The 16529-nt window shown below is 68.9% G+C and carries 16 protein-coding genes and 1 pseudogene; 4 read left to right on the top strand and 13 right to left on the bottom strand.

Translation table 11 applies throughout. The features are described 5' to 3' along the window. Window positions 1–316 precede the first annotated feature (316 nt). From AB0F13_RS25735 to AB0F13_RS25725, 3 genes are all read left to right on the top strand, one after another. Window positions 317–868 carry an EF-hand domain-containing protein gene (locus tag AB0F13_RS25735; protein WP_362086847.1) on the top strand — a complete coding sequence of 184 codons (552 nt, stop codon included), beginning with the start codon at window positions 317–319 and terminating at the stop codon, window positions 866–868. Window positions 869–1098: 230 nt separating this feature from the next. After that, window positions 1099–2043: a cytochrome P450 gene (locus AB0F13_RS25730; RefSeq protein WP_362086844.1), complete on the top strand. Its 945-nt coding sequence runs from the start codon at window positions 1099–1101 to the stop codon at window positions 2041–2043. After that, window positions 2040–2591 (top strand): hypothetical protein, encoded by a 552-nt coding sequence (locus tag AB0F13_RS25725; RefSeq protein WP_362086841.1) that lies wholly within the window; start codon window positions 2040–2042, stop codon window positions 2589–2591. Before AB0F13_RS25730 ends, AB0F13_RS25725 begins: the two co-directional genes overlap by 4 nt. Before the next feature lie 103 nt (window positions 2592–2694). Here AB0F13_RS25725 and AB0F13_RS25720 read toward each other — a convergent pair whose 3' ends face one another. From AB0F13_RS25720 to AB0F13_RS25665, 12 genes and pseudogenes are all read right to left on the bottom strand, one after another. Then, window positions 2695–3552, bottom strand: coding sequence for a geranyl diphosphate 2-C-methyltransferase (locus AB0F13_RS25720; protein ID WP_362086838.1), 858 nt, complete (start codon window positions 3550–3552; stop codon window positions 2695–2697). Between the two features lie 64 nt (window positions 3553–3616). Continuing rightward, the gene (locus AB0F13_RS25715) at window positions 3617–4852 is read right to left on the bottom strand and encodes a family 2 encapsulin nanocompartment cargo protein terpene cyclase (protein WP_362086835.1); all 1236 of its coding nucleotides are present in this window, start codon (window positions 4850–4852) and stop codon (window positions 3617–3619) included. A 36-nt stretch (window positions 4853–4888) separates the two neighbouring features. Continuing rightward, window positions 4889–6316 carry a family 2B encapsulin nanocompartment shell protein gene (locus AB0F13_RS25710; protein WP_362086832.1) on the bottom strand — a complete coding sequence of 476 codons (1428 nt, stop codon included), beginning with the start codon at window positions 6314–6316 and terminating at the stop codon, window positions 4889–4891. Window positions 6317–6696: 380 nt separating this feature from the next. Beyond that, window positions 6697–7917, bottom strand: a complete 1221-nt coding sequence (locus tag AB0F13_RS25705; RefSeq protein ID WP_362086829.1) for a hypothetical protein — start codon at window positions 7915–7917, stop codon at window positions 6697–6699. 234 nt (window positions 7918–8151) lie between these two features. Further along, window positions 8152–8424 (bottom strand): annotated as a pseudogene (locus AB0F13_RS25700) (macro domain-containing protein); the annotation flags it as partial. A gap of 73 nt (window positions 8425–8497) precedes the next feature. Next, the gene (locus tag AB0F13_RS25695; RefSeq protein WP_362086826.1) at window positions 8498–9088 is read right to left on the bottom strand and encodes an ATP/GTP-binding protein; all 591 of its coding nucleotides are present in this window, start codon (window positions 9086–9088) and stop codon (window positions 8498–8500) included. Further along, complete coding sequence (locus AB0F13_RS25690) at window positions 9075–9443, bottom strand: DUF742 domain-containing protein (RefSeq protein ID WP_362086823.1); 369 nt, start codon at window positions 9441–9443, stop codon at window positions 9075–9077. Before AB0F13_RS25690 ends, AB0F13_RS25695 begins: the two co-directional genes overlap by 14 nt. Next, entirely contained in the window at window positions 9443–9847 is a 405-nt protein-coding gene (locus AB0F13_RS25685; protein WP_362086820.1) for a roadblock/LC7 domain-containing protein, read from the bottom strand. The genes AB0F13_RS25690 and AB0F13_RS25685 overlap by 1 nt, the downstream gene beginning before the upstream one ends. Beyond that, complete coding sequence (locus AB0F13_RS25680; protein ID WP_362086817.1) at window positions 9844–12141, bottom strand: nitrate- and nitrite sensing domain-containing protein; 2298 nt, start codon at window positions 12139–12141, stop codon at window positions 9844–9846. The genes AB0F13_RS25685 and AB0F13_RS25680 overlap by 4 nt, the downstream gene beginning before the upstream one ends. Before the next feature lie 365 nt (window positions 12142–12506). After that, window positions 12507–13385 (bottom strand): methylenetetrahydrofolate reductase, encoded by an 879-nt coding sequence (locus AB0F13_RS25675; RefSeq protein ID WP_362086814.1) that lies wholly within the window; start codon window positions 13383–13385, stop codon window positions 12507–12509. A gap of 225 nt (window positions 13386–13610) precedes the next feature. Beyond that, complete coding sequence (locus AB0F13_RS25670; protein WP_362086811.1) at window positions 13611–14120, bottom strand: O-acetyl-ADP-ribose deacetylase; 510 nt, start codon at window positions 14118–14120, stop codon at window positions 13611–13613. Window positions 14121–14276: 156 nt separating this feature from the next. Beyond that, window positions 14277–14873, bottom strand: coding sequence for a PepSY domain-containing protein (locus AB0F13_RS25665; RefSeq protein WP_362086808.1), 597 nt, complete (start codon window positions 14871–14873; stop codon window positions 14277–14279). A gap of 201 nt (window positions 14874–15074) precedes the next feature. Here AB0F13_RS25665 and AB0F13_RS25660 point away from each other — a divergent pair, with 201 nt between their 5' ends. Next, the gene (locus AB0F13_RS25660) at window positions 15075–16172 is read left to right on the top strand and encodes a M4 family metallopeptidase (RefSeq protein WP_362086805.1); all 1098 of its coding nucleotides are present in this window, start codon (window positions 15075–15077) and stop codon (window positions 16170–16172) included. Between the two features lie 63 nt (window positions 16173–16235). Here the strand turns inward: AB0F13_RS25660 and AB0F13_RS25655 are convergent. Then, on the bottom strand, window positions 16236–16529 hold a 294-nt coding region (locus AB0F13_RS25655), incomplete at its 5' end, for a transglycosylase SLT domain-containing protein (RefSeq protein ID WP_362086802.1).

Genomic DNA, 16529 nt, shown 5'->3' with positions numbered 1-16529 from the left:
CCCGGCTGAATCAGGCCACCGCCGAGGTGTCCGCCTTGCTGTGGAGCCTGCCGTGGCCGGTGGAGCCGACGGGACGGCTGCCCCCCGGCCGAGCACCCGCGCACCCGCACTGGACGTCGTTCGAGCGCCTCACGGCAGCGGGTCGGTGAGCGATGCCCTGCCTCTCTCGAAAATCCTTGCGGCCGACCGCCACGAGCGGGTGGCGTGACTCCATGACGCCACCGCTGCCGGCGTTCGCGTGCTTGTCTCGAGTCAAGCAGGGACTGGTTTCTCGTGAGCGAAACCAGCCCACACCGTGAGACGGGGAGTAGTGCCGATGTCCGCCCAGACGCCCCAGCAGCTCAGCTTTCAGCAGCGCAAAGCCACCGCGCAGTTCCGCGCGCTGGACACCGACAGCAATGGCTTCCTCGAGCGGGACGACTACAACGCCATCGTCGACCGCATGCTCGACGAGTTCCAAGTGGAGCCGGCCAGCCCCTCGGCGCAGAACCTGCGCCACCAGTACCTGAACCTGTTCGACCGGCTGCTGTCCCGTATGGACACAGACGGCGACGGCAGGATCAGTGAGGCCGAGTTCCTCACCTCGGTCGGCTCGAGCGTCACCAAGTCCCAGGGCAGGGCGATGCGGCCGGTGGCCCATGCGGTCTTCTCCAACGCGGACCGTGATCATGACGACCACCTGAGCGCAGCTGATTTCCGTCGCCTCCTGAGAGTCATGGATGCCCCGATGGGTGACGACGTCATCGCTCGGGTGCTGGTGGACGGCCGGCTCTCCAGAGAGGCCTTCGCACGGATCATCGAGGACTACTACGGCAGCGCCGACCCCTCGGCGCCGGGGAGTCAGCTCTTCGGGCCGGTCCGCTCCTAGTGGACCTGGACCTGTCGGATCCGGATTTCCATCGCGATCCCCACCAGGTCTATGGCGGGCTCCGGGCGAACGGTCCGCTCTTTCGCAGCACGCACGGCCCGTGGATTGCCCTGGGGTTCCGGGAAGTCTCCGCACTGCTCCGGGACCCACGAGTATCAGTCGCCTTCCCCGGCGAGCCCGCCTGGCGAGCCCGCCGGGGTGACACAGCGGTCGAGGACGGTGGCAGGTGGATGCTGCTGACCGACGGAGCAGCACACCGGGACCTGCGCCGACCGGCCGCACGATTCCTCGCGCCCAGAGCGGTGACCCTCCACCGGGAGAGGGTGGAGCGGATGGTCGACGCGGCACTGGAGAGGCTGCCCCGAAAGGGAGTCGTCGACTTCGCCTCGCAGGTGGCCGAACCGATCGTCACCGCGGTGGCTCGGACGCTGCTCGGGCTTCCCGCAACGCATGACCGCGACCTTGCCCGGTGGAGTTCGGCGATCATCAGGATGACCGATCCCCTTACCCCCACAACGGTCCGCGCCCGCGTGGAAAACGCCTTGCGTGAATGCCGGGCATTCGTCGACGATGCCCGGCGCGTCGGCGCACTCGAGCCGAGTGGACTCGCCGCGCAGGTTCTGGCGGACAAGGGGTCCCTCAGCCCACAGGACGGCCTGGCCAACGCCGTACTCCTGCTGGTCGCCGCCATCGACACCACTGTCGGCCAGCTCTGTAGCTCGATGTTTCACCTACTGCGGCATCCGGCCGAGTTCGCCCGGCTCAGGGGCGATCCCCCACGCGCCGCCGGCAGCCTGGCCGAACTTGTCCGTTACGACAGCCCCGTCCAGATCCTCACTCGCCGGATCACCGCGGACGTATCCACACCGGTGGGCACCATGCGCACCGGAGAGAAACTCATGCTGCTGCTCGGTGCCGCAAACCGTGACCCTGACCGCTATCGGGACCCGGACCGGCTCTGGCTCATGCGGCCCGATGTGGAGCCGCTGGCCTTCGGTGCGGGTCCGCACTTCTGCGTGGGCGTCCACCTTGCCCAACTCACCATGGGCTCCGTCCTCCGCGGCTTCATCCTGCGCTATCCGCACCCGCGGCTCGCCGATCCCGAGCCGGCCTGGCGCCCCAGCGTGGTGGCCCGGCGCCTGGAGACCCTCCGACTGAATCCGGATTCTCAGTGACACCCAACGATGTGCAGCTCCGCAAGCTCCGCAAACGGTTCCGGCTTCTGGACGTCAACGGCAACGGCGTACTGGAGCTGACCGACTACCAAGCCATCGCCCACCGCTTTCAGCACCAATTCGGCCTCCCGGCGGGTTCGCCCGGAGCGGTGGTCATCCATGAGACCTACACCCGGCTCTTCACCGCCATGCACCGCCACGGCGACGCCAACGGAGACGGTCATGTCGATGAGGGCGAATTCATCGAGACCAGCGTCGGCAGCCTGCTGAAACGGCCCGACGGCTTCGACCACGCCATCGTCCCCGTCCTGCGAGTGATCATGCAGGTGTGCGACAAGGACGGCGATGCCACCCTGGACCGCGACGAGTTCCGCCGCTTCCTCGCCGCCGAAGGTGCCCTCGCCGAAGACACCGCGCAAGCACTGGCCCACCTGTATCCCGGCGACATCCAAGGACTCGACCTCGCCCGGCTCACCGACGCAACCCGCCAGTTCTACTGCTCACCGGACCCCGATGCCCCCGGCAACTGGCTCTTCGGTGCCTTCTGACACGGCCCGAGCCTGTCGGCCGTCGGCCGGGGTCTCCCCAAGCGGCCAAGCGTTCTACGATCGCGCCCGAAGCGCCCGCGCTCGTACGAGCGGGGGCGGGTGGTCAGATGCGGTCGGCGGCGATGAGGAGGTAGTGGAAGCTGCCTTCGCGGTACGCGGTCAGGAACGGGTCCTCGACGCCGGTGGCAAGTGAGGACTGGGCGCGCAGCTCCCAGTACGGGATCGTGGCCGCGGTGAGGTCGACGACGTTGATGGGCACGAGACCGTTGGCGGCCATGGCCTTGAAGTAGGCACTGCGGGGGTGGATGTTGCAGGTGTAGTGCTCGTCGATGCGGCTGACCGCCTTCGAGCGACCCCCCGTGACGTCGTTGTAGCAGCCGGTGATCGTGACGTAGCGGCCGCCGTGGGCCAGCTGACGGGCGTGCTCGGAGAAGAGTTCGGCCAGGTCCACGTACATGGTGGACTCGTTGTTCCAGATTCCCTGGAAGGTACCGGTGGGGAGGCCGGTGTCCAGCATGTTGCGGAAGTGGTAGCGGACCTTGTCGTCCACGCCGCGCTTGCGGGCCTGGCCGTTGGCGAAGTCGACCTGGGACTGGGAGATGGAGATGCCGTCGACCTGGCAGCCGAAGCGTGCGTTGGCCATGATGCTGGTGCCGCCGCGGCCGCAGCCGGCGTCCAGCAGGCGCTGGTCGGGCGCTATGGGGCCCAGGTGGTCGAGGAAGACGTCGGCCTGTGCCGACTCCAGCCGGTGCAGTTCCTCGATGATGCGCTCGTCCCGGGTCTCCCGCGGGCCCTCCAGGACGGAGGGGTCGTAGTCGCCGATCCCGTAGTGATGGTGGTAGAGGCCGTCGACGTCGCCCAGGCGCAGGTTGACCGGGTCCTTCTCATTGTTCCAGTACTCCGCGACGGACTTCTGGTAGGCGGTGCGCAGGACGCCGGCGGGGGCGGGCGTGGTCGTCATGGGATGTGCTCCTTACAGCGTGCGGGTATGTGTGGGGTGACAAAGAAGAGGGGCGACGGCGGGCTCAGGCGCCGTTGTAGCGGGGGCTGCCGCTGTGCCATTCGCGGTTGCCGCCGAGCCAGGCCCACACTCCCCCGAGGAACCGGCGCAGCTGGGGTGAGCCGGTGAGGGCGAGGGCCGCGGCCTCCGTCTCGAAGGCGCGGACCAGCTCGTCGTGGATCTCCGCACTCCGCTCGATCGCCTCGCGCGGCGAGCACCGCTCCTCCTCGGCGATCACGGTGGGCAGGTTGAACTCCACACCCGAGGAGTCGTGCTCCTTCGTCATCGAGTACAGGTCGTTGACGAGCGTGCCGGCCGTGGCAGCCGTCGTCACGGCGCGGCGCACTCGCGGGTCGGCGTACTCGGTGGCGGGCAGCGCGTAGCCGCCCACCACGTCGGTCAGCGCGATGCAGGGCAGGAAGCTGTTGATCTGACGGTGGGCCAGGTATTCGTGGACGCTGGGCATGTGGCCCCGGGACCGCCAGGAGCCTTCCTGGCCGTAGCCCACGAAGAGGACGGCGACCTCGTGCCGCAGCCTGGCCACCTGGGACGGCTCCGCATAACGGGCCAGGTGCTCGAGACCCGAGCGCAGGGCGACCCGGACGGGGTCGTCGCGCATGTCCCTTTCCCATGCGGGCACGTACCGGGCCGGGAGGTGGGCGGGGTCGACGGCCGCGTAGGCGAGCCCGAGGTGCGAGCCGAGGAGGTCGGGCCTGGAGCCCACGGTCTCGTCGTCGCAGTAGTAGTCGTCCGTCGCCCATTCCGCCAGCGCGCACTTCCCTGCCGCCAGCAGCCGGTCCGCGTCGTCGGTATCGGGATGGGCCAGCATCATCAGGCGCCCGAAATCGGCCGCGCGGACGCGGTCGAGCCGTCCGGCGTAGATTCCGATCTCCTCGGCCCACTCCACGAGCCGGTCGTTGACCTCCCGGCCGAGTGCCGGGTCGTCCCGGACCGCGGGCGGGCAGTACAGCTCCGGGACACCGGTACCACCGCGCTCGTCCGGGGCGCCGGGGGTGCGTGGAGTACCGGGGGCGTCGTCGGCCGGTTTCCCGGTTGCTTTTCCGGCCGCAATACGGGCGGCGGAGGTGCCGAGCCCCGTCGGCCCTCCCGGCACGGCTCTGCCCACTGGACCGGGGGTGGTTCCGGGCAGCGCCCTCGGCGCGGAACGGCGCATGCCCTGGTGGTGGGTGAGCAGCGTGGCCACGAGCCGCGCCACGTCGTGACGGGCCGTGGGGGCGGTGATCCGGGACAGCAGTGACACAGGTTCTTCTCTCCGTTCCGGGGGGTGTGGTGCCCGTCAGGACGGGGTGTGGAAGACCTCGACGTTCTCGAGGACGCCGAGCGCGTCGGGGACGAGGACGGCTGCCGAGTAGTAGGTGCTCACCAGGTAGGAGATGTGGGCCTGATCGTTGATGCCCATGAACCGTACGTTCAGGCCCGGTTCGTACTCGTCGGGGATGCCGGTCTGCCGCAGGCCGACCACCCCTTGTTCGGCCTCGCCCACACGCATGGCGAGGATGGCGGAAGTGCCCTCGTCCGAGACGGGGATCTTGCCGCAGGGGAGGATCGGCACGCCCCGCCAGGCGGGAACCGGGTGGCCGCCCACGTCGGCGCTGCCGAAGGACAGACCCCGCTTGTTGCACTCGCGGGCGAGGGCGGAGACGGCCCGGGGGTGGGCGAAGAATGCCTTGGTCCCCCGTCGCATGCTCAGCAGCTCGTCCATGTCGTCGGGGGTGGGCGGGCCGGAGTGGGTGGAAATGCGCTGGCTGTAGTCGGCGTTGTGCAGCAGTCCGAACTCGGGGTTGTTGACGAGCTCGGCCTCCTGACGCTCGCGCAGCGCCTCGATGGTCAGCCGCAGCTGCTGCTCGACCTGATCCATCGGGTCGTTGTAGAGGTCGGCGACCCGGCTGTGCACCCGGAGAACCGTCTGGGCCACGCTCAGTTCGTACTCGCGGGGGGCGAGCTCGTAGTCGACGAAGGTGCCCGGCAGCACCGGCTCGCCGGTGTGGCCGGAGGCGAGGGCGATGTTCGCTTCGCCCTTCTTGTTCTGCGGCCGTGCCTTCTCGGCCTGGCGCCGCCGGACGTGGGCCCGCAGCCGCTCGTTGCGGCCCGCCACCTCCTCGTACGCGGCCCGGGGCAGGGCCAGTACGGTGCACGCCGTCATCGCGCGCGCCGTGAACTCCCACTCGCCCGGCTCCTCGGCCACCGCCTGCGCGCCGAAGAACCCGCCGTCGGCCAGCACGCCGCGCCGGGTCTCGTCGCCGTACTTGCCGGTGCCGGCCTTCTCCACCTTGCCGCGTGCGATCAGATAGACGTGGTCGACGGACCGGCCCCGTTCGACGATCACCTGGCCGGGTTCGTACTCCTGCTGCCGGCACCGCTCGGCCAGCGCCCGCAGCGCCTCGTCGTCGTGGAATCCGCGCAGCAGCGGCAGTTCCCCGAGCTCGGCGGGAACGACCTTGACCGCGGTCCCTTCCTGGACGAAGGTGACCCGGCCGTCACCGACCTCGTACACCAGGCGCCGGTTGACCCGGTACGTGCCACCCTTCACTTCCACCCAGGGCAGCATGCGCAGCAGCCACCGCGAGCTGAGGCCCTGCATCTGCGGGACGCTCTTGGTGGTCGTCGCCAGGTTCCGCGCAGCGGCGACCCCCAGGCTGAGCTGTGCCCGGCCTGCTTGCTGTTCGGGCTGCTCCGGCTGCTGCCGGTGCGCTGCGGTTGGCATCTCGGTCCTTCCATAGGGGCACATGCGTCAAGAGGGAGCCCCTGGAATAGCCCGATCGGGCGATGAGGAGCTCCCGCCGCGCAAGTGAAGCAGCGCGTAATGATGTTGGTCGAGACGGCCGAGGGGGTACCGACGCTTTTGCGCCACTGAAGGAACGCGGGCTCGCACAGCCCACCCCGGGCACCTGGGGAGACCAGTGGCGACCAAGGACGGCGATCGTGTCTGCTATGCCGCGATGACCCGCATTTTGAGCGAGCCGAGTACGTCGATCAAGCTGAGGCAGAGGCACCTGTGCGGGTCCCGGCGCAACCCATTCCATGATCGAGGTGGCCGATAACGTGCTGTCAGGGCGGCAGGACCAACGAGAGGCGCCCCTTGCGTCAGGCGCCCTGACGTGGGTTTCGTCGGCCGCAGTCGCAATCCACCACGCCTGGCGTCGCATCGCTTGATTTGCGGTCTCCGGTGGGACCTTTCCGGAGTGACAGGAAAGGCAGTCCGAGGACGGGAAGCAGCCAGACAGGGAGGATGAGGCGGGTGTACTGGCCGTAGACGGGATGCGCCATCACGGTGAGGACGCCGGTGAGAGCAGCCGCGGCGACGAGGACGGTGACGGTGAAGTCGGTGCGCCGGAGCGCGGCGAGAGACAGGCCGCACAGCGCGAGTGGCAGGAAGGCAGTGGCGTGGCTCTGCCAGGGCACGTACGACCAGAATTGGATGTTGAGCCTGATCAAGTGGTGAACGGGGTCGGCGATGTCCGGTTGCTTGAAGTGGTCGGTGAAGGTGTCCTGCATGGTGCTCGAGGCCCCGGGCCAGCCCATGAGGCGAGCCCCGACGGTGATTCCCACAAGACCGGCGAAGGACACTCCGGCGAGTGCGACAGTTCCGGCATGACGAGAGCGACGCCGCCCCAGGCATACCAGCGAGGCCGCCAGTAGGGCCGCGCTCAGCAGAGTGAAGGCCGAGTAGCGGACGAAGTAGCCGAGCGTGAGAGCACCACAGAGCGTGACCACCCCAGGCAGCAAGGAGCGACGGCAAGCAAGCAGAACCGCGCCGGTCAACGCCGCAAGAGTGATGGTGACGGCAGGACCGTCGGTGAGCCGCTGCACACCCACGCTGCCGGTGGGCAGGGTGAAGAAGAGAATCTCGCCGACCCAGGCGGCACGGGTGCTGCCGCCCGCAAGCCGGATCAGGACGATCACCAGAGCACCGCCCACCAGGGTGAACAAAAGGGAAACAACCCACAGCCCTGCCCACACTCCGGTGAGAGGTGCAATCAGTGAGGCGAGGAACGGATACGCGGGCCGGGCGTAGAAGATCTCCTTGTACCGCTCGGTCGTCCCGTCGTGACGGATCAGCCAATCCAGGCAGTCGCTGTAGAGCTTGGGGTTCGGTTTCGCACCGACGGCACCCTCGACCCGGCGGGAGGCCGTGTCCTGGTCGTACTGTGAGCCACACCAGTCCGCGGCTGCCCTGCGGACTGCTTCAGCGGAACTGACACCAGTTGCACTGTGGGCCTCGACCGTATAGCGATAGACATCGTTGTTTGCCGGGGGAAGCGTATCGCTGTGATAGCCGAGCACTTGGAAGACGGTGAATGCCAACGCAATGAGCATTCCCCCGGCCACGAGCCTGCGCATCACCGGTTGAGGGCTGCCCGTATGGCGAGCGCGCAAGGGAGGTATGTGCAAGCCCTGCTCATGATGAGCACCTGCGCCGAATACATCTCATGTGCTCTGTTTAGCCCACACTCGCGGCCTCCGCGACCTGGCAGTGACCGGGCCGGGGCGCCCGGCCGTACCCGGCCCTCCAGAGCATCTCGACTCTTCCCCAAGGAGTCAGCGCTCCTGCCCGGCGAAGGCTTCGTACGCCCGCTCGTCGAAGAGGACGAACCGCGCCTCCTCCACCACCGTCTCCGCCGTCCGCACCGTCTCGACCGCGATGCGCGCCGCGTCCTCCATCGGCCAGCGGTAGATGCCGGTGGAGATGGCCGGGAAGGCGACCGTGCGGGTGCCCAGTTCGTCCGCCACGCGCAGGGACTCGCGGTAGCAGGAGGCGAGCAGATCCGAGCGGTCCTCCGTCGCACTGTGTACGGGCCCGACCGTGTGGAGCGTTTACCCACCGCCGATCAGACCGCCATCGCTCACCAGAAAATGAGGGTGTGCCGCAACAGGCCGTCCGCGGTCAGACGGGCGCGGTGACGCGCGCCTGGGTGATGAGCCGGTCCAGCAGCGAGAGCAAGCAGCCGCGGACGTCCTCCCGGGAACGGGCGTCGAGCAGGAGGACGGGGGTGTCCGGGTCTCTCAGGTGCAGGGCGGCCTTGATCTCGTCGGCGGTGTACGGCTGCTCGCCGTTGAAGCAGTTCGCACCGACGATGAACGGCAGTCCGCGGTTCTCGAAGAAGTCGACGGCGGCGAAGCTGCGGTCCAGCCTCCGGGTGTCGACCAGGACGATCGCCCCGAGCGCCCCGTTCAGCAGGTCGTCCCACATGAACCAGAAGCGTTCCTGGCCCGGAGTGCCGAAGAGGTACAGGACCACTCCGGCGTCGGTGAGGGTGATGCGGCCGAAGTCCATCGCGACCGTGGTCGCCGTCTTGCTCTCGATGCCGTCGAGGTCGTCGACCCCCACGCCCGCGGACGTCAGCCGCTCCTCGGTGCGCAGCGGATCGATCTCCGAGACCGCTTCGACCAGAGTCGTCTTGCCGACTCCGAAGCCCCCGGCGATGAGGATCTTGACGGGGGACGCTTCCGGTGCGGCGGTGTCATAGTCGGGCAAGGTTGTCCCTGATTTTCATGAGCAGGTGGACGTTGGAGGTCTCGGAGGCGTCCAGCGGCGGCCGGTGGCGGATCAGACCGCGCTCCAGCAGCTCGCCGAGCAGGACCACCATGGGAGTCAGACGCATCCGCATCCGGGCGGCGATCTCGGCGACCGCCCGTCCGTTCGGCGACGGGCACATGGTGAGGATCTCCTGCCACTCCGTGGGCAGGCTGCCGTGACCGTGGCCGGGGTCAGCAGCCGCTGTGATCACGGTGTCCATCGTCAGACCATGGCGGGATGCGGCTGTGCGCCCGTCGGTGAGGGCGTACAGCCGCGTCCGGCGGCGCCGTCCGGGCTGGGGGTCGGCCGCCATTACGACGTGGGCGCCTGTGAGCGTTCGGGGGTGTCCAGCCACTCGCCGAGCGCCTGCGCGGCGCGGACCGTCTCGCCGCCCAGTTCTCCGAGCCGTGCCTTGCGGCAGGCCACCACGATCAGCGTGCTGCCCGATCCGCACCCGACGATGCACAGGTACCGGTCGTCCATCTCGACGAGTTGGCGGATCACTCCGCCGCCGTCGATCTCCCGCGAGATGGCCTTCATGGTGGACGCGATGCCGGAGGCCGCCGCGGCCACCCGTTCGGCCTGGTCCCGTTCCAGCATGTAGGCGCTGAGTTTGATCCCGTCGTTGGCCAGGAGTACGGCTCCCTGGATCCCCGCGATCCTGCTCAGGTTGTTGTCCAGGATGCTGTAGATCGCATCGTTCTGTGTCGTCGTCATGACTGGTCCTGTCGGAGCTCGAGTTCCACTTGCCTGGTGCTGTCTTCGTAGTCCGCCCAGGCGTCGGCCACCTCTTCGGGCGTGGCGGCGTCCCGGCCCACAGGTCCGTCCGCACGCGGCTCGTGGAGCCGCTGGGCCATGTGGGTCTGCGGGACGCGCTCAGGGAGAGCCGGCCGGCCGGGGACGTCCCCGGAGCCGGACCGGGGCGGTGCCTCCGGCGCCGTGTTCCCGGCCTGCCGCACCTGCTCCTTCCGCGGGCGGCGCGGCAGTTCCGACGCCCGGGGAGCGGGGCCGCCCGCCGGATCACCGGTCCGCTTGCGCACGACGAGCTTCGGCCGCCCCTCCTCGGCGGGCTGTGCGGGCTGCGGTACGGGCGCGGCCTCCTTCGCCGGCTCGGGCACCGCGGTGCCCTCCTGGGTCGGCACGAGGTGCTCACTTGGGACGATCACAACGGCGGACGTGCCGCCGAACGCCGACCGGCGCAGCGTGACCGTCGCCCCGAGCTGGTCGGCGAGGTGGCCGACCACGAAGAGGCCGAGCCGGTGCGCGTTCCGGGCCAGCTCGGAGTACGGCGGGGCCGAGTGCAGCCGGCCGTTCATCTCCTCGTACCTCTCGGCGGTCACCCGCGGGCCACGGTCCTCGATCTCGATGCAGAGGCCGTCGCCGACCAGTTCGGACCGGATGGCGACCCTCGCCGTCGGCGGGGAGAAGCGCGTGGCGTTGTCCAGCAGCTCTGCCAGGAGGTGGCTGAGCTGGCTGATCACGCCGGCCTCCACACTGGTCTCGTCCATGGCGTGCCGGTCGATGCGCCGGAAGTCCTCGACCTCGGCGGCCGCCTCCCGCAGCAGGTCGGCGATGCGCATGTGCTCCATGTGCGGGTCGGCGATCTCGCCACCCGCCAGGATGAGCAGGTTCTCGATCTGCCTCCGCATGCCCACCGTGAGCTGATCGGACCTCATGAGGTCGGCGAGGAGTGCCTCGTCCTGACCGAAGGTGTCCTGGATGTGCTCGGTGAGGGCGAGCTGCCGGCTGACCAGGTTCCCGGTCCGTGCGGCGATACCGGAGGCGAACACGCTGAAGCCCTGTCGCTCGTCGGCGAGCTTCCGGTGTCCCTCGACGGATACGGCGACGACGCGGGCGAAGGCGTCGCTGATCCGTCCGACCTCGTCCTGCTCGCCCCGCGGCCGCGGCAGTGCGTCGGTGCCGACGGCCTCTCCGCGCTGGAGGCGGTCCACGACGTCCGGCAGGGTCTCCTCGGCGACCGTCACCGTGCGGTCGTGGAGAGAGCGCAGGCGGCGCAGGACCGAACGCGTGGTGAAGACCACGACGGCGACGACCAGCAGGAGGGCGGCACCACTTGTGGCCACCAGCAGGAGAACCTGGTTCTCCAGCTGCGCCGCCCGGTCGTCGGCGTGGGCGAGCAGCTCCTGCAGCTCGCTCTCGTCGAGGGTGTTCAACTGGTCGGAAAAGGTGCTGTAGGCCGCCCGCCAGTCGCTGGCGTCCGGCGGCAGCACGACGCCGGAAGAGACGTCCCGGTGCTCGGAGACGATCGCGTTCTCGATGCGGGACTTGGTCTGCCAGGCGTTCGAGGTGAGGATCCGCTGGAGGGCGTCCTGATCGTCAAGAGGCAGATCGAGGGCGATCGTGTCGTACAAGTAGTCGCTCGCGCCCACTGCTTCGACGAATTCACGGAACCTGGCGGACGTCAGCTTTCCGGAGGGGCCCGACAGCGCGAGGATGGCATCCTCGCGAGCCACCACCTCCGCTGCCGAGAACAGGGCCACGAGTGATGGCGCCTCCTGCGTCAGCCCGCCGTCGCCGACGTGGTTGAAGTCTCCGAAGCAACGGATCGTTCCGCTGATCACGTCGGTGTAGTAGTCGACGGCGTCGTCCGGGCTGCCGTGGCGTGCGTCGGCGCGTTCGCGCTGGGCGCCCAGGTCGGCCAGTCGCCGCGCGACGTCGCGGAGGCGGTCCTTCACCCGGTCGGAATGGAGCTGATCGGGGTCCGACGACTTCAGGAACACGGCCACGGCCCGGTCGGTGTCGGCCCGACGGTCCCGCAGATCGGCGCCGGACACGGGCGTGCCCGACCACCACGCGGCGGTGATCGCGCGCTCGGACTGCAGTGTGGTCATGAGCCGGTACAGGGGCACGCCGGTCTGCCGGCCGGCCACCACGTCCTTGCGCAGATGCCGGGACTCCTGCACCGAGCGGTCGGAGCTGATGAGAACCTGAGCGCCCATCGCCACGGTGGGCACCACCGCGAGCCAGACGAGCAAGGTACGCAGGCGCACGGCCCGTCGTCGGATTCTTCGTACCGGCTCGCCCGGGCCTTCGGATCCTCTGGGAGTCATCAGTCCTCGTAAAACACAGCCGGCCATCTCGGAGTGGATGCCGATCATAACCAGCCAATTCCAGGAACAGCGGTTGAGGTTGGCGCACAGGACTGATAAGGGCACTCAAGGAGGGGTTCATCGCTGATTGCGGCGATTGTCGACTGTGCCTGGAGATCGAGCGGGTTGCACGCCGAGGTCAGCAGGACACCCGTCAGGGCTTCGGGGGCCGACGCGACGACCTTCTTCGACCCCGTCCGTCAGGGCCCCGGCGGCGGACGGCGCCGTCCGTCACGGACCCGCACCGGACGTGAGGCTGCCACGCGCTATGAGGCCGACGGGCTCGCCTCGCGGAAGCCCGCCGCCCACTCCGCGGTGGCCCGCAGGCCACCGAAGGTGTAGAAGTGCAGCTTGACGGCGCCGTGCCGCTGCGGGTCGTAGCCCTCGGAGAGGGCACGGAGGAACCGGTCGGGGCCGGCCGCCCCCACGAGGTTGGTGAGGGAGAGGCCGTACTTCCGGGCGATGCCCGCGCTGGTCCCGACGCCGAACCGGGCCGCGTACCCCAGCAGCCTGCGCACCCCCGCGGGCCCGGGCACACCGACCCTGACGGGCAGGTGGATGCCGCGGTCACGCACCTCCTCGATCCATCTGAGGACCGGGTCGGGGTCGAAGCCGAACTGCGTGATGATGTGACCGGATATGCCACGCTCGGAGAGCGCGGCGGCCTTCTGCTCCAGCGCCGACCACAGGCGCGGGCCGGTGATGGCCGGGTGCCCCTCCGGGTAACCGCAGACACCGGCCTGCTGGACGCCGTACTGCTCCAGCAGCCCGGACCGGATCAGTGCCAGGGAGTCCTCATACGGCCCCTCCGGCACGGCCGGGTCGCCACCCACCACGAACACCTGTCCGGACGTCCCGTCCGCCCGGAGCCGGCGGAGGAACTCCTCGAACGCCGCGCGAGAGGGCATCCGACGGGCCGACACGTGCGGGACGGGCTCGAAGCCGAGGGCTTTCACCGCACGGGCGGCGGTGAGCCGCGTCGACATCTCCTCGTTGCCCAGGAAGGTCACGTTGACACGCGTACCCGCGGGGAGGAGGTGTCCGGCCTCTTCGACGGCCGGGCCGTCCTTGCCGGTCATTTCGAGGGAGAAGTCCTCGAGCAGCAGGCCGACGGCCCCCCCGGGCGAGGCTGTACGAGAATCCATCGTGCTCCGTAAGACGTGGGACGACCCGACTGTACGAGGGTAGAAGAACCCCCGTACACGCCCGCCCCCGGCCGGTTCACCTGCGCTCCGGGGCCCCGCCGGACGACGGCCCTTCCTGTCCCCGAAAGGCAAAGCCACCGGAATGCCACAGCCTGGTGGCGTGGCGGCGTCCCAGCGGCTCTGCAGGGGCCAGGGCGAGGCAGGCGCTCCCAGCAGGAAGGCAGGTCACCTTACTTGCGCGGCGAATGCCTCGTACGCGCGCTCGTCGAAGAGGACGAAGCGGACCTCCTCCACCGACGTTTCCGTCTCTCGCACCGTCTCGATCGCGATGCGGGCAGCGTCCTCCAGCGGCCAGCGGAAGATGCCGGTGGAGATGGCCGGGAAGGCGACCGTCTTCGCGCCCAGCCCGTCCGCGACCCGCAGCGATTCGCTGTAGCAGGAGGCCAGCAGAGCCGAGTCGGCTGGATCATTCCGCCACACGGGGCCCACGGTGTGGATGACCCACTGGGCGGGGAGCCGGCCTGCGGGCGTGGCCACGGCCTTGCCGGTTGCCAGGCCCTTGCCGTAGTGGGAGGCGCGCAGGTCACGGCAGGCGTCGAGGATTGCGGGGCCGCCTGCTCGGTGGATGGCGCCGTCGACGCCGCCCCCGCCGAGGAGTGAGGAATTGGCCGCGTTGACGATGGCGTCGACGTGCTGTTCGACGATGTTGCCCTGAACGAAGGTGATCGTGACCATGGGCCCATCCTCTGCCGTCGAAGGGTCACGGGGCGAGTCGATATACAAAGGCTGCACGCCGTCAGGGTGCCGGGTGGCGCGGGCGGTCCGTTCGGTGCCTCGGCAGCCTGTGGCCCAAAGCCCTGCTCCCGCCGGGCGCTTGCGGCGTCGGCAAGCTCAGTCGGCGGCCTTGTCGCCGAGCAGCTTTCCGGAACGGGCGTCGAGGATCGTCTCGGTTCCGTTCTGGGCGCCGGGTTTGACGGTGCTCACTTGCCAGACGGTCGCTCCGGTGCTGTTGCGGTCGATCTCGATCGACTTCAGGTCCTCGCCCTGCCGGTGGCCCGCGGCCAGTTTCACCGCTTCCTGGGCCGGGATCCGTACGTCCTTGAGCTTGGCGACGTCGTCGTCCGGCGTCATGTCCTGGCGCTTGTTCACCACCTTCGCGCCGTCTTCGGAGACGGAAAGGTTGTACTGGTCCTTGCCGTTCGACGCAGTCTTGATGTCCCAGACAGGACTACCACCCGTGCCGGTCTCCTTCTCCAGGTCGAAGGACTGCCCTCCCGGTACGTCCCGGTCGGCGGTGTCCAGGGCCTTGAGCGCGCCGCGCACGGAGGCCGTGAGAGCGGAGGCCCCTGCGGAGGCGCTGCCCGAGGGGCTGTGCGTGCCGGTGGCGCCGCTGCTCTTCGTACCGGAGTCCGAGCCGGAACAGGCAGTCAGGCCGAGCGTGGCGGATGCTGCGACGAAGAGGACGCATTTCGCGGTGTTACGTACCATGCGCAAATAGTGACACCTCCCACTTGAACATCAGAGGTGCCACACACCCCCGTGAGCGTGAGTTACGCACCGCGTCGGCGGCCATAGACCCGGCCGCCGCACGACGCCTCCGGTCATTGTCGCGCTCCTGACAATCTCGGCGGTTGCTGGCACGCTCGACTGCGGCACGTTTCCCGCAACCGATGCCTGAAGGAGCCGGAAATGGCCCTCCTCCGTTCCCGCCACCGCGCCGTGACCGGCGGTCTGCTCGCCGCGGCCGCCGTCCTCGCCTCAGGTCTGCAGGGCGCTCCCGCCGGTGCCCGGCCGGCCGCCGGGGCCGCGGGCGAACCCGCGGTCGGTGCCGGCTGCGGGAGCACCGTAGGGAAGGTCACGCTCGACACCACCTACAACCCCCGCACCGGGCGGTACGAGCTCGACGATCCCGAGCGGGGCAATCACCGGACCTATGACATGAATCAGAGCACCACGGGGGCCGGCGTCCTGGTCACCGACGACGACAATGTCTGGTGCGACGGTGGCCGGCAGTCGGATGCCGTGGCCGCTCATTACATCCACGCGGTGTTCTGGGATTACTACCTCGACGTCCACGGCCGCAAAGGCGCTTCCGGCGACGGCAGGGCCGGCTGCAGCCGGGTCCACTACGGCAGCAATTACCTGAACGCCTTCTACGGGACCTGCATGACGTACGGCGACGCCGTGACTCCCTACGGGCCCCTCACCAGAATCGACATCGGCACCCACGAGATGACCCATCGCGTCACCGCGGCCACCGCCAACCTCTCGTTCAGCGGGGAATCCGCAGGCCTGAACGAAGCGACGAGCGACATCTTCGCCGTGGCGGCGGAGTTCCACGCCGACAACCCGGCCGACCCCGGCGACTACCTCATCGCGGAGGACACGTACCTCAACGGAGACAGCGCCCTGCGCCACTTCGACAAACCGTCCAAGGACGGCCAATCCAAGGATTATTGGTACTCCGGCATCAGCCGGATCCTCCCGCAGTACGCCTCCGGCCCCGCCAATCACTTCTTCTACCTGCTCGCCGAGGGCAGTGGCCCCAAGGTCGTCAACGGCGTCTCCTATGACAGCCCGACGTATGACGGGAAGCCGGTCACCGGCATCGGACGGGCCGCTGCGGAGAAGATCTGGTTCAAGGCACTCACACAGCGCATGACCTCGAACACCGATTATCACGGCGCCCGCTCGGCAACCCTGCGGGCCGCCGCCGATCTCTACGGGGCGGGCAGTGGCCAGTACCGGGCGGTCGGCGCCGCGTGGGCAGCGGTCAACGTCACGTGAATACGCGAGAGGGCGGCAGCACTCTCGCAGAGTGCTGCCGCCCTTTCGGTATTTGGCTCCGGCTCAGTAGGCGGAGTTGACGTTGTCCATCGAGCCGTACTTGCCGGCCGCGTAGTTACACGACGCGGTGATGTTGGCAACCGGGTCGAACGGGTCCCACGAGGTGCCCTCGACATGGAACGCCTTGAACGTCGGGTCGATGATCTGCAGCAGACCCTTCGACGGAACACCGGCCTTCGCGTTGACATCCCAGTCGTTGATCGCCCGCGGGTTACCCGTCGACTCACGCATCACATTCTTCTTGATGCCGCCATAGGTACCCGGAATGCCCTTGGCCTTCATGATGTCCAGAGCCTC

Origin of the sequence: Streptomyces sp. NPDC026206, assembly GCF_040638465.1 — a bacterium.
GTDB lineage: Bacteria > Actinomycetota > Actinomycetes > Streptomycetales > Streptomycetaceae > Streptomyces.
The sequence above is the reverse complement of the archived record's forward strand: the minus strand, read 5'-3'. Positions and strand labels throughout refer to the sequence as shown.